Below are 13928 nucleotides of genomic sequence, written 5' to 3' on the forward strand. Positions count from 1 at the left end.
TACCTTCTTAAACTTCCAGGTAATCATAAAAATAATGACTAGCTATCAGATTTAAATTTTTACCTATTTCTCTAAATCTCAAAATAAAATTTTCCAGATCTATGGCAATATTATCAAATGTACGGATATAAAAATGTGGAATATAATTATTGGTAAAAGGATATCTCGAAAAATCCATATTATCTTTTTTCTTGGTTTCTGCTAATTCTATCCTTTCACTTAGTTCCCTAACGTAAGCTTCCAAGTTTAGAATCATTTTTAAAAATTGTTCTCTTTTTTCCTGCTCTTTTTCAAATTTTAAAACCTTCGATTTAACAATACTCAAAATTTGTTTTATATTATGGCTGCCTTCAATTTTATATTCATTTTCCATTAGTATATTTAAAGTCCAGGCAATCGCTTTGAGGTATAATTCAATTCCATGATTTACATTAAAGAGTATTGGAAAAATAATTATGTCTGCTTTTTTGTTTATATTTTTGTTAATAGCATCTTCAGCTAATATAAGTGAAGACTCTATAAATCCATCTGCCATTATAATCATATTATGTATAGGATTATGTTTTTTTGTACGCCAATTCATGTATGCTGTTTTATTTATATCGACGTTATACGAAAATATATCTTTCATTGATTTCAATCACCTTACTTTTGATTTTCACTCTTATATAACGGATGTTTTCACAATTCATAAATCTTAGAAATACTCGTTATCTAATTCAACGTAATCTATAAATTCTTTATCGTCTAATAAATAGGTTATATTACTCTGTATCAGTACTTTTGTACTGCTGCTCTCTGAAATCATACCATCACCGGGGTCTCCTTTTTCATATGTTGGATCGACAGTTTCTATACTAAAACTCAAATCAACTTCAATGTTACAAGATATTAGCATTGCGTTTTCTTCAATGTCTAGTGAAACTTCATTTAAAGTAATGCTATAGTCCTCAATATACCCATCAGTACCCCAACCACTAAAATATTCGCCATCAAATTGTGAATTCATTAGCATATCATCAATGGTATTTGAAGAAAATCATTTTCCTCAAAAAATAGTTTTAGTTCATCCTTTATCATTTGTGTCTCATACTCAAAGTTATCAATAAAATAGTCCTTTAAATTGTCTTCTTCACTTTCTAAAAATGCTGATATTGAATTAAAATAAGCTAAATCTTGTAAATCATTTGCTAAATCCTCGTGTATACTTTTTTGGTCCTTATTTGCAAAATCCTTATGATTAGTTGATATAAATACAATATTTTCTGGTTTATTATCATTACAATATTCCACAATACTTTCCCATATAATGGAGTCTTGAAAAGAACTTTTATTTTCGTCAAATGGCTTTATATTATTAAAATATTTGTTAGAAATTTTTTCCGTAATACCAGGTGATGAAGGAAAGTCGATAATTTTTATGGCATTCTCTTCAATTGTTTTATCTAAAAAAATTTTATATTTCTCAGTAATCTTTTCAACTTTTAAATTTTCAAAATCAATTATCTCTGATACCCCTAGCTTTATCAAATCACTTTTTGTACTTTTTACCTTTTTGAAAAGTGGCCGGACTTCATCTCGGTATTTTTTTAAAATCTCATAATAATTGAACTTTGTTAGGCAAAGATCTACTGGTTCATGTCGAGTATATTTGAGTAACTTTTTCATATCAGAGGATTTGAAAAAGAAGTCATTAAAAATTATATTTGTATCTAAAATTATTAAATAAGACATAGTGAATCTCCTTTTTAGTTGAATCCTTTCAGTAATTCTAAAATGGTAAGTGCCCCCTTTTAAACCCTATTCCCAGAAGTTATTATTCGATCTATTTATTTTAAAATTCTTTAAACTTACGTGAATTACCTATCTTCTCTCTTGTGTCTTTTAGTAACTGGTATGCTGACTCTGATAACATTTGAAAGTGATCAGGTTCAATAACATGAGTAATTACCTTTTTTAACTCTTTATTTCTATTTATTCCCACCAATATGCAATAGGTTGGCTCATCTTCATATATTACTCTTTCCATTAAGAAACGCTTGCGTTGAACCACATCCTTAAATAATTTATTGGATGCATGAAGAAGGAAAATCATCATAACAGGCAACTTATTGATTCTGTCTTCTTTTTTATAGTTAAATGCCATATATGGGGTTAATATTGCTTTACGATGTTTAAATTCTAAAAGTTTTTTACTTCTTGATGAAAGAAATTCATTAAGGCTATCTCGCGAATAAGAGTCTAATAACAGAAAATATCTAGCAACCCTTATACATAAATAATCCTTTGTACTATCTAACAAATTAATCAATTGTTCAAACATCAATTCCATCTCTTGTTTAGGTTTGGATGAAGGCCCAAAAAAGAGATCAAAGAAACTTTCACCTTCATCATCACTAAGGTTAGAATTGATTTTTCTTGCCATGTAGGCATCGATTTCCTCTCTATGACTAGCAATATATATTTCTCCTATGTCTTCTTCATTAGTAATCTCTTTAATACGCGTAGAATAGTCATTATATGCAAAATACATTCCTATATGATCCAGCTCATCATTGAGCTTTATATAAGGGTTCTTAGCAGCATGGCTCCTTTGATATAGATAATTTAAGAACAAACTTGGAGAATCAAAAAGTTCTGGATATACTCGTAAATCGTTTATAGAAACACACCATACAGGAAGATCACTCTTTTTTATAAATTCTGTCTTTTCAATTTGAGAAGCTATTTCGTTAAAATCATCTAAAGTAACACAACAGGCTTGGACAAAGGTAATATTTTCAATTGAAGTAATAAATTCATAACGCTTTTTGCTCTCTTTGCGAAATAAATCTATCTTCCCTGACCTCTTGTATTCATCAAATAATCTTAGAGATTGTTCATAAGGATTTTTAGCTAAGTCATTCAATGATTTTTTGTAAGCTTCTTCATCCGAAAATGGTGAAACTGGTGATAACGCTCCACCTTTTACTTCTATAATAATCATTACATCATCAAAGAGAATAACACCATCACATTCGCACCATTCATTTTTTCCGTTTGCTCCCACTGGTGCTTTGTAAAAGACCGTTTGAAACATTTGGGATTTAAGCAGTATGGATTTAAATAATTTAAAGGGTAATGACTCTGATAAATCTTTTTGAATGTCATTAATCCTAGTTGTAATGCTCTCTCTTTTCCTCCGCATAGCTCTCAGGACTGTTCTATAAAAGTTATCAATCAAATTATCGATGGAAAAACAGTAATACTTACCTCCAATACATATGAATGGCCTATACTTTAAGGGAGGTTCTTTTAACATTACTTGTAGATCATTTTCATAGAAGTCTTTACACTCACCTTGTTGAAGTGATAATTCCTTAATGAAGTCTATAGGCCAACCTGTAATTCGTTCAACATTAAAGTATTCACCCAAATTGAATAAGACTTCATCTGACAATTCTCCTTCTGGCGAATCAACGGTATCTACCAAAGCTTCCATAAATCCCATAGTGCGTAAGTTTCTACTGATTGCCAAGAGGCCCTCTACCACTTCAAAGCTTGTTATGCCAAAGATTTCTTTTAATAAATCTGTGTATGGAGTCAATATATCTGTAAAATGCTCCCTTTCAAAAAAAGGATACAAGGTACCTGAGACATTCATTTGCATTCCTTGAGATACTTAATCAACTCGTCTTTTGGGGCGACAACCACATATGAAGCTGCTGCATTAAATATTTTTTCCAGTTCCTCTAAATATTCTTTGATTTCATCTTTGTCTAAAGATCCACCCACTAAATCACAGTTAGTAGTTATCAATAGGCTTTGTGTGAAGTCTAGCATTTTATTTTCATATGGCTTAACATTACCGTACACCGATGCCTCAATGTTCCCAAGTAAGTTAATACATTTGTGTATATATAATTGAATCATAGTGATTAAAGGGTTGGCCTTAGAAATTTTACTCCTAATCTTCACAAGGCTTTCCGCTATATTTTTCTCCACCTCTGTAATCTTCATTAGTGGCAAGACATCTAGCGACTGGTTTTCCTGCTTCATATTCTAATCACTCCTCTTAAAAAATTCTCTTATGAGACCTTATTTCAAAATATTATAGAGAGTAGGTGATACTTAAAAGCCGACTGTATGAAATCAAAAGCCCCTTAGTCAAAAGATAATTACAAATAAAGAAGCTGTTAAATCAAATTAATCTGGTCATCCTGTACTAAGATAATTAACATACTCAATGGCAATATCACATTTAATATTTGATGTGTTTTGTTAATACGAAAAGTTGGCCAATCAGACAGTTCCAAAAGTAAAGGTTGAAATTTTGTACATTGAGAGAATGGAGGAATCAAAGATGATGAAGATATCTCTAGAGATTAGGGATATAAACAGAAAGTTATTGATATTTCTCCAATTATGTAAGGCTTGTGATAATAATCATTCAATTGATTTTGCTAGTTTAATTATACTGGATAATGATTTCCAGCAAAAGAATGATAACGTACATTTATTATTTTTAAAAAAAGTTGGGTTTTATTACCATTCCTAAAGCAATTTCCCATAACTATAACGAAACCCAGAGCAATTCATTTGAGGAATTACCCTGGGTATAGAATGAGGAATATATAGTATTAATTAATTTTTTTCAAAATATTATCCTCTAAGTTATTAAGTTCTTCCAAATCAAAATGATATATAACATCCTTTATAAGACGATCTTTTGTTTTATGCCCTTTAGTTACCTGAATTTCTTTAATTACAGAATGAAAAAATATCTTCTTTTCATCATCAGAGAGCGTATGGTAAAAATCTTTAAAGTTCTTGATAGAAAATTCTATAATATCCATTATAGAGTCATTTTGTTTCAACTTAATTTGGTTTGAAATATCAGCAAGAGCAGATTTTATTTTGTTTATTTCCTCTTGTTTTGTTGCTAAATGGTTTTTTATCATATTGTTATCTAAATTAAGAGATGGGTCACTAGAATGTTCCATTATTTTTATCATCTCTCGCTCTAGCTTTTCTATCTGTTTTTTTAGATTACTAGCTTCATGCTCCAAAGGGTTTAATTCATATTTTAATATTGACTGTGTAACAGAGTAAATAGTTGATGGTGAAACTTTTTCCTTGAGATGATGCAAGAAATCCTTTAGTACAAATTCTTCAGCATACTCCTTTTTAATGAGATTGGAAGAACATACACTACTGCCGCTGTTTTTATTCTTATTGCACTGATAATACTTATATTTCGGACCACTGTTGCCTTGAACCATTGGTCCCCTGCATTGTGGACATTTAAGTATTCCGCTCAGTGGGAAAGATCCTGGATGTACCTTTTGAGGTGTGAAACTTCTTACTTGCATAACCTTCCTTGTTTCATCCCATAAAGTCTTTTCAATGATTGGAGTATGTTGCCCTTTTGTATATTCCCCTCGCCATTTGCTATTCCCTATATACCGCTGGTTCTCAAGTACCGTTTTAACTGCATTAACTGTCCACTCTTTTCGATTTTTAGTCTTAATTCCTTGAACATTAAGGTTTGCAGCAATCTTTTTATATCCCCACTTTTCTAAGGAGTACTTATCAAAAATATATTTAACGACTTTCGCTTCCTCAGGAAGTATTGATAATTTTTTATTTATAACTTCATATCCATAATTCTTCCCGCCAAGAAAGTCTCCATTTTCAGCTCTTTTTTCCATTCCCGAATTCGTCCGAAACGCGATAAATTCCCTTTCTAATTCGGCAACTAACGCTAAAACATGAACAAGGATCTTAGCTGTAGAATCCTCTGTATTAATGCTATCGGCTATTGATATAATATGTTTGTCAATTTGGTTTAGTTTCTTCATTAAATACAATGTATCTAACGAATCACGAGAGAGTCTATCTTGCTTATAGACAATTATATAGTCTATTTCCTCTTCTTCTTTTAACACTCTGTTGTACATTTCAATAAAACCGTCTCTACCCTTAAATGAACTACCTGACTTTAAATCATCGACATAAATATCAACTAGTTCTATGTTGTTTTTATTACAATAATTGATAATTTCATCCTCTTGTTTTTCTAAAGACGTGTTTCCAAACTCCTTTTCTGATCGAGGACTTCTTCTTTTATAACCAACAGCTCTTTTTTTCCTCATTAAGTTGTTTCCTCACTTTTACTTCTAAGATTCAATTCTATTTGATGCGAATATTTAATTATTAAATCTGAAAAGTAGTGTAAAAAGTCTAATGCCTTAACCTTCTCCAAATCTTCTTCAGTAGTTAAAACTGATTCATAATGTTGGTTGTAATCAACTTGTATGTTTTTTTCATTATTAACACCCCTATCAGAAATTGTTATGAGCAGAAAAATTATGGAATTCATATCTGAAACAATACGATTCATCATTTTCCTTAGATAAAAAAAGCACCACTAACAACCGTCGAAAGGAAAAAGTAATTCCTTCAACAGATTTGCTAGCGGTGCTTCCGCTTGTTCATATAACATTTTTTTTAAGAATCTTTATTGTTATAAAGCATGACAAGGTGCCAGTTTTCAATATGATTCGTTAGTTAATAATAGTATCTGCAATAGATTTTAACTTCTGTATACATCAGCTTCATCAAGGACATTTAGCTTTGCATTGTGCTTTTCCATTAGGGAACCGAATGACAAAACTTGATTTAAATCACGACTAATTCTAATAAGAGAGTCAACGATTACAATTTTAATTAGAATTAGCCATCGTAAACCAGCACGTTCATTAAATGGGGTAATTCCGAATGATTGGGCATCTTCAATGATGCTTAATGACATTGAATTTTGTTTGGCATACTTTTCTCCTGCTAATCTTTGTAAGTCTAAAGATTTTTTGTAATTATTTGCTGAACGAATATATAAGACACTTTCAATTTTGCTATTCATTGTATTTTCATTCCCTACAAAAAGTTTATCTACGGAGCTTCCGCAATTAAGACCTACAACTTAACGATCATCATCTGCTACTAAGAGGTGAATTAAGTTTTTGGTTGATTAAATGCCTACCTACTATTTTTTATGAATCTTTTCCCTAATAAGACTATGGACTTTTGAAAGACACTGATAATCATATTTAGTTTCCATAAGTTTTTTTGCCATTGCATACGATTTATTAGTTTGATTAGCCTTAAGATTTCGTGCGGGTGATAGCAATTGTTCCTTTGTTGCTACCCTCATATATCCTACTGCAATACGCTTTCTAGGATTTGTTAAAGTATTATACATTTAAATTCCTCCTTACTCCTTATGATAAATAGTTCTTATTTGAATGGCGAACATAAGCGAAAATGAATTTTAAAATGTTTTTCAATAACGTTTAAACTTTCGGTTTTTTGACCATAAAGTAAATAACGTATTCGATTTTTCATACAGAAAAGTATCCTTTTGTGGTTACTTCACCGATTAACTATCTCCAAAATCCCTTGATATCAAAGATTTTGAGATAAGACATTTTTGTTTATTTTTTCATTTTCAGGTCTTTCGGTTTTTCAGGCAGTTGTTTCATTAATTCTTCGGTTATTTGACCAGTAGATGTTTCAAGATCAACGAAGGGGTTCAGTCTATAATTAATAGAGAGTTTGAAGTCTTTATCTCTGCTATATGTTACCTGGATTTTATCTATGAAAGTTAAGTACAAAGTCCTTAATTCGTTATTTGATAATGAGGAGATATCTGCTTTTTTGAAATGAGAGTATACCACAAGCAATGCCTCGTCATTGTTAAGCAATTCAATCTTTTCGATTGCTTGATTAATTTTAAGCTTTTCTTCCTTTATTAGTTCTTTAGAGCTTTTAAAGATAGTTACAATGTCTTCTTGCTCTTCTTGTTGGCCTAACATTCGCTCATTAAAGAGAATTCTCTCTTCAGTTTGTTCTACTGATTTTTTCCATACTTTTAATGTTTTCATCCAACCTGATAGGGCAGACTTGCTTTCGTCTATCATTTGATGCAGATTTGATGTCCATTTCTTTGACAAATCTGTTTTAACTTCTGCATGAATGTCATCGGCGTTAATATTTATTTTGCAGTTTTGGCACCGATACACTTGATATTTCCCACTTTTGCCTTTAGGTGAATTATCTTTTGTCTTGAACGCTGTGTTACACTGGCTGCAATACAAAAGGTTCCTAAGGAAAAATGATGTTTCTAGCTTGCCGTATCTTTTCTTATAGCTTTTAACCTGTGTAACAACAGAAAACATTACAGGAGAAATAATTGGTTCATGTACATCCTTAAAAGGTTCCAAATCTTCGTTCTTTATATCACTCATGGAAGATTGAGATTGCTTAACATACCAACTAAGATGACCTGCATACACAATATTCTTTAGAATGTAATCGATAGTACTGCTATGCCATCGGCTTATATGCTTAGTTTTAACTTGTTCAGTATTTAAAATATCTTTAATTTTTTCATTTGAATATCCCCAAGATGCCATGTCAAATATCCTAGTAACAATTGGGGAATCAGCGTTTGGCATTAAAATACCTTCGACTAAATCATATCCAACAGGTGTTCTTGTACCTGGACGACTTGGTTTGTCAGAATCATTATTTGCGAGAATGCTGAGTTGTGCATCTTTTGCTCGCTTAGATTTAATATTCGATTCTTCAGCAGCAAAAACTAACTTTGCTTGGACTAAAGGATCGTTTGGATCCCATTCACCACTAGTTGATTCAGAGCTATAGAATTTTATCTTTGGAAATCGGTCCTTAATAGGAAGATAAATCTCCCGCTGAAAGTCATAAATTTTGCGGGTTAAACGGGACTCATCATAGAAAAAAATTGCATCAACCTCTTTTGCATCATCAAGTAGTAACTGCATATTTTTACGTTTAGATGCTCGCTTTCGATAACCACTTACAGCTTCATCAAATCTCCATTTAATGATGTCATACCCTTCTTGTTTCGCCTTCTCAGTAATCATTCTCTTTTGAATTCCTTCTGAATGATTATCTTTTTGCTTATTGTCTGAATTCCGTAAGTAACCTACAGCAGGTTTAAGGGTTGCCACCACTTTAAATAACTCCTTTCTATTTGACTAGAGAATAAAAATCTATTTCAAAATAATCTTGATGAACCTTAACATCCTTAATAAGGAGCTCTATTAAAGTTTCCAATTCAGTTTTTGTTAGGCTTCCAAGAGCAGGTTGTACAATTTGTGAAATAGTTTTTATTTCATTACTCAAGGATTGTAATAAAGTAATTTCATGATCGATTCCTTGTATTTCTTCATGAGTTCTTTGGATTTCCAACTTCAATTTCTCGTATTTAGAGTGAAAATTACTGGCTAAAGACAACATTGATTTATTAAGTAGATGTTCTTTATGTTGTTTATGATAAGTCAGATTATCAATTACACCACGAAGATGCATCTTGAAAATAGATTTATATTCTTTTAAAACAAATAGCTCTGTTTCTTTCATGATTGTTTCTTCAATAATCTTATTGAATTCATCTAATTCGACTACCACTTTCTTATGATGGGAACCACATACAAAGTAAGAAGGTTTGTCTAGGACCTTTTTGAATACCATTACTTTATTACAAACCCCACAAACGGGATTAAGTATCACCTTGTCTTTTGCTCGTGAGACAGTCTCATTGTATTCCTCAATAAATTGGTTAAGGATAGCTTGGACTTTTTCAAACAAATCCAGTGAAATGAGAGCCTCCACATGATCGAGTTCGTCATAGCCATAATCAGTGAAACAATGCCCCGAGTAGAATGGCCTTTGTAAAATTTTCATTACTGTTGCATGTCCACTTAACTCTCTACCATACTTTGCCAAGACACTAACAAACTCTTCCTTTGTTTGAATCCGGCTAAATTCTTCAAATAATGATTTGATCGTATTACTTCGTTTATTATCTAAAGAGAAACGTAATTTCTTTTTACCATTCTCTTGCGTTTCTTCAATGCGTTCAAATCCAATGACTTTCCCTGGATATCTTTTAATCGCATCATTGGTACGTCTTCCGATGTTCTTACCTTCCTGCTGACTAAATATTCCGTAGAAATTCTCAATACTGGAATTTTTGTTGAAAGGTATTTCATTAGAAGCGGTGTATATCACTTCTACATCATAAAGATTAACAAGTTCATTGAATTCTGAGGCTTCATAAAAATCCCGTTGTACTCTATCACGAGCGTAAATAATAACTACAGCTACTCTACCTTCTCTTATTAATTTCTGTAATTTCTTATAAGCTGGACGATTATTTGCATCATTTTTTGTTGCAGAAACATTGAAATCTTCAAGAAAAAGCACATCATCCTCATTTATGTTTTTAGCCTTCAATACTTTTTTTGCGGCATCAAGTTGTTCACGTAAATTTTGCGAGCTCGAACTGACTCGCGAATAAACGAGAACCAGTTTTTTCTGCAAAGTTAGTTACCTCCTTTGTATCTGAACCTTTGATCTGCTGAGTGGAGGAGCTTTGCCTTAACAGAGCAATCAATGTCTAATTCATTGATTAACAGTTTGGTAATTAATTTTTGCACCCACACAGCAGATTCTACCGAAAGGTCTTGTGAGTAAGTAATTTTAGTTATCCTTGATTTTGACAAGTAATCATCTCCTCCAAGTAGTGTTATAAACATACTTGACAGGAGATGTACGGTTTATACTCCCTTTTCTTTTATGTTGTCTTTCGAGTCCTGTTCCATAAAGTCCAACTTTAATTGAAAAGCCACCTTAGGCTGTGTATCTTTATGGATCAATCTCGGAATAAGAATCTTCTTCGGACTTGATTGTGGGAAATCATATTTCTCAAAAGCCTTATTCATTTATAATCCTCCTTATGATATTCATAGAAAGATAGACTACTGTTACAGAAACAAAAAAGGACCGAATCTCTTGTGTAGTACTCAATCTCCATAGGAAATTGATATACACAAGATAATCCGGTCCTTCCGTTTATCTCTGTATTTTAAATTAATGCGATCATTACCGCGAATGTACGTTCTAATTATCTTTCTAAATTTATTTTTATCATGAATAAATTATTTCGTCAACAGTCCAGACAGAATTTTTTACATTTAGGCAAGGGAGTGAAAGAATTTCTCTCTTTCTAGGACAAAGTATGTTGGATTGAAAACGGTTCTATTCTCTATCTACCTGTTCTGTTTTAATTTTAAACCATCTTTTATACGGTTGGACAACATAATACTTTCGTATTTCTTTAACAAAGCCTTTAAGCCTTCTGTATATATGTCTCCAATCCTTTCTTCTTCTGCTACAGTAAAGATTACCTTAACTTGATGCCTGTCGATTAAATTGATTAATTGTAGATAGCTATCCAAACTAGATGTCAACCGACTGCGTTCATAAACTACCAAAGTATCTACTAAATCTTTTCTAATTAGATCAAGTAGTTTTTTTAGTTCAAATGGCTGAGATGATCCAGAAACTCCGTCGTCAATAAAGTAGAGCAAACCTTCTTGTTCAGTACCTTTTATATAGGGGTATGCAGCTTCTAATTGAAATTTTAAATTTTGCTTTCGTGAGCTAGTTCTAGCATAAACGGCAGTTATTTTTTTGTTTTTCATCTACTTCTTCCTCCATTTTTTTATAGTAATTCTCCAACAAAGGCTGGCTCGTTTGTTAGTAACAGTCCTCCTTCTGCAACAAAAAAAGCACGCAAGGAACATGGCCACCAATAATAGATCGGTAGCAACATGTAACCTAGCGTGCTTCGCTTTTAGTTATTATTTTTGCTTATTGAATTAATTAAATAATATACCAGATAAAATTGAATTTCAATTATAAGGACAAAAAAATTCTATTTTTTTTAGTCTTCCGTGAACTATTATTTATTTTGTCTCATTGTTGTATTAGCTTTCATAAAGCCTTCCATTCCTGTTACTATAAGAACACATTAATCATTCAAAATCATTAACGACTAAAAACTTTCCATCATTCTCTTTTCGGATATAATTTTATTCTAGTAATTTATCTTGCTCAATCATTTTATGTCAACTAGAAAACATATTAATACCATAGGCTTTTTAACATATACTACTCTATCTTAATTAAGTGGTATCTTAGTACCAAGACTGTGTATTTTTTTCAATTGATTTAAAGAAAAGATCTATTCATAAATATTAATATTTAACTTGTTCCTACGTCTTTCATATTTCTAACCTCTTTATTCATATATGGGAGAAATCCCATCATAAAAACCCAAATTCCCGCAAAATAAAAAATGTACTTTATGGATATTAAATCTGCTAATAATCCGCCTAATAAAACAGTTACTGGCATCACAAATGATGAAATGCTCATTACGAGAGAATCTACCCGTGCCCGGTACTCTTGTTTTACTAGTGTAATTAAAAGTGTACCAAACACTACTCCATAGAAGACACCACAAGCTGTTTGAATAAATATAAGTGTGAACGCGAGAGCCAAAGATGTACTATAACCTAAGCCAATCATACATAAGCCAGGAATTATTAGTGAAAAACTTAAAATATGTACTGGTTTTATTTTTTTTATTATTTTCCCTACCAATAATCCTGTTATTATAGAAGCTGCTACTCCAGTTGCTTCTAATAACCCAAATTGAAAAGCGGTTACTCCATATTGTTTTTTAAAAATAACTATATACAAGTGACCTATTGATACAATATTTGTACCCATATTGACCAAAGAAAGAATTAAAAGAACTTGGTGATTACGCAATACAGAGACTCCATCTTTAAAATCCTTCCAATAATTATTAACAACTACATTCTTTTTTTCGCCTTCATCTCCCCATTTTGGAAGTAATAACCATGAGGTAAGAATTGCGGCGAACATAAAAATAAAAGTGTGGGTTACCATAACACCAATAAATCCAATCAATGAAAGTAATAATCCACCTATAGAATTTCCAATTAAAGAAGCTGTGTTATTAATTGAAGACATATAACCTGATACTTCTGGGATCCGTTTCATCCCTATAAGACTAGGAAGCATCCTACTCCTGGAAGGATGAATAAAGCTTGTGCCAAATCATTTACTACAACCATTGCTAAAACAGTGATAATAATATATTCACTCCAAAATATGTATGAAAAAGCCAAAAAAACTCCGATAATTCCCATTACTAAATAAGCTCGTTGCATTGCTTTTTTTGGATTAGTTCTATCTACCAGTACACCAACAAAAGGTCCTAAGAATACGTTAATAATAAAAGTAATAGCATAAATAGAAGAAGTTATAAATGCCGAATTAGTAGTATCAAGTACAAACCATGCCACGGTGAGAGTATAAATAGCATCTGCAAGTGTACCTAAAGCTGAACTGCTACTATTAAACCCATATTACGTTTAGCAGGAGTTTTTATACTATAACCAGTTTCCCCTAAAGGTTCCAAAGAAAATCCCCCTTAATATTTTTTAAAAATTCAATTATTTATAGATTATACTATATTTACAAAAAAAATGGAATATATTTTAAAAAAAATATTATCCAAATAATTTCCAAAAGAACTGTTGACTTATAATAGACAGATAATTTAGACTTTTAAATGGGAAGAGGAATTGGAAAAAGGAGGGATTTTTAAATGGAAGAGATCCTAGAACTTCAATTAATGGAAAATGAAAAGTTTGAACCAGTATTGATGGGAATGAGCTCTCAGAGTAATTCTTGTTTCCTATGTAATACTGCAAAGTAATTCGTTTTGCTGCAACCTTTTCTACTAGTGTTTAGTACTTAAATATCCATAAACCATCTTGAAAAAGGAGGGAATTTAAATGGAAGAGATTCTAGAACTTCAATTAATGGAAAATGAAAAGTTTGAACCAGTATTGATGGGAATGAGCTCACAGAGTAATTCTTGTTTCCTATGTAACACAGCAAAGTAATACATTTTGCTGTAACCTTTTCTACTAGTGTTAGTACGTATCCATAAATCATCTTTTAAA

Annotated in this window: 14 protein-coding genes; all 14 read right to left on the minus strand. The window is 31.5% G+C overall.

The window, feature by feature from the left end; genetic code table 11:
* Nucleotides 1–7: 7 nt before the first annotated feature.
* The 14 genes from JCM21738_RS10990 to JCM21738_RS25755 all read right to left on the minus strand — a co-directional run bounded on the left by JCM21738_RS10990 (nt 8) and on the right by JCM21738_RS25755 (nt 13262).
* Nucleotides 8–631 carry a hypothetical protein gene (locus JCM21738_RS10990; protein WP_023613431.1) on the minus strand — a complete coding sequence of 208 codons (624 nt, stop codon included), beginning with the start codon at nt 629–631 and terminating at the stop codon, nt 8–10.
* A gap of 66 nt (nt 632–697) precedes the next feature.
* Nucleotides 698–1009: a hypothetical protein gene (locus tag JCM21738_RS25750; protein WP_243462982.1), complete on the minus strand. Its 312-nt coding sequence runs from the start codon at nt 1007–1009 to the stop codon at nt 698–700.
* Nucleotides 1009–1734 carry a PIN domain-containing protein gene (locus tag JCM21738_RS10995; protein WP_243462983.1) on the minus strand — a complete coding sequence of 242 codons (726 nt, stop codon included), beginning with the start codon at nt 1732–1734 and terminating at the stop codon, nt 1009–1011. The genes JCM21738_RS25750 and JCM21738_RS10995 overlap by 1 nt, the downstream gene beginning before the upstream one ends.
* Nucleotides 1735–1834: 100 nt before the next feature.
* The gene (locus tag JCM21738_RS11000) at nt 1835–3643 is read right to left on the minus strand and encodes a hypothetical protein (protein WP_035209369.1); all 1809 of its coding nucleotides are present in this window, start codon (nt 3641–3643) and stop codon (nt 1835–1837) included.
* Nucleotides 3640–4038 (minus strand): hypothetical protein, encoded by a 399-nt coding sequence (locus JCM21738_RS11005; RefSeq protein WP_035209370.1) that lies wholly within the window; start codon nt 4036–4038, stop codon nt 3640–3642. The genes JCM21738_RS11000 and JCM21738_RS11005 overlap by 4 nt, the downstream gene beginning before the upstream one ends.
* A gap of 581 nt (nt 4039–4619) precedes the next feature.
* Entirely contained in the window at nt 4620–6134 is a 1515-nt protein-coding gene (locus JCM21738_RS11015) for a recombinase family protein (RefSeq protein WP_023613427.1), read from the minus strand.
* Nucleotides 6135–6574: 440 nt separating this feature from the next.
* Nucleotides 6575–6901 (minus strand): recombinase family protein, encoded by a 327-nt coding sequence (locus tag JCM21738_RS11025; protein WP_023613425.1) that lies wholly within the window; start codon nt 6899–6901, stop codon nt 6575–6577.
* A gap of 123 nt (nt 6902–7024) precedes the next feature.
* Nucleotides 7025–7240 carry a hypothetical protein gene (locus JCM21738_RS11030; RefSeq protein WP_023613424.1) on the minus strand — a complete coding sequence of 72 codons (216 nt, stop codon included), beginning with the start codon at nt 7238–7240 and terminating at the stop codon, nt 7025–7027.
* Nucleotides 7241–7472: 232 nt separating this feature from the next.
* The gene (locus JCM21738_RS11035; RefSeq protein WP_023613423.1) at nt 7473–9032 is read right to left on the minus strand and encodes a recombinase family protein; all 1560 of its coding nucleotides are present in this window, start codon (nt 9030–9032) and stop codon (nt 7473–7475) included.
* 16 nt (nt 9033–9048) lie between these two features.
* On the minus strand, nt 9049–10404 hold the full coding sequence (locus JCM21738_RS11040; protein ID WP_023613422.1) for a recombinase family protein: 1356 nt from the start codon (nt 10402–10404) through the stop codon (nt 9049–9051).
* A gap of 236 nt (nt 10405–10640) precedes the next feature.
* Complete coding sequence (locus JCM21738_RS24350) at nt 10641–10805, minus strand: hypothetical protein (protein WP_023613420.1); 165 nt, start codon at nt 10803–10805, stop codon at nt 10641–10643.
* A 327-nt stretch (nt 10806–11132) separates the two neighbouring features.
* Nucleotides 11133–11567 (minus strand): recombinase family protein, encoded by a 435-nt coding sequence (locus JCM21738_RS11050; protein ID WP_023613419.1) that lies wholly within the window; start codon nt 11565–11567, stop codon nt 11133–11135.
* A gap of 562 nt (nt 11568–12129) precedes the next feature.
* Nucleotides 12130–12978 (minus strand): MFS transporter, encoded by an 849-nt coding sequence (locus tag JCM21738_RS11055; RefSeq protein ID WP_369385717.1) that lies wholly within the window; start codon nt 12976–12978, stop codon nt 12130–12132.
* Nucleotides 12960–13262, minus strand: coding sequence for an MFS transporter (locus tag JCM21738_RS25755; RefSeq protein WP_243462984.1), 303 nt, complete (start codon nt 13260–13262; stop codon nt 12960–12962). The genes JCM21738_RS11055 and JCM21738_RS25755 overlap by 19 nt, the downstream gene beginning before the upstream one ends.
* Between the last annotated feature and the right edge of the window lie 666 nt (nt 13263–13928).

The sequence above is a fragment of the Mesobacillus boroniphilus JCM 21738 genome (assembly GCF_000517385.1).
In the GTDB taxonomy this organism is placed as follows: domain Bacteria; phylum Bacillota; class Bacilli; order Bacillales; family Cytobacillaceae; genus Mesobacillus; species Mesobacillus boroniphilus.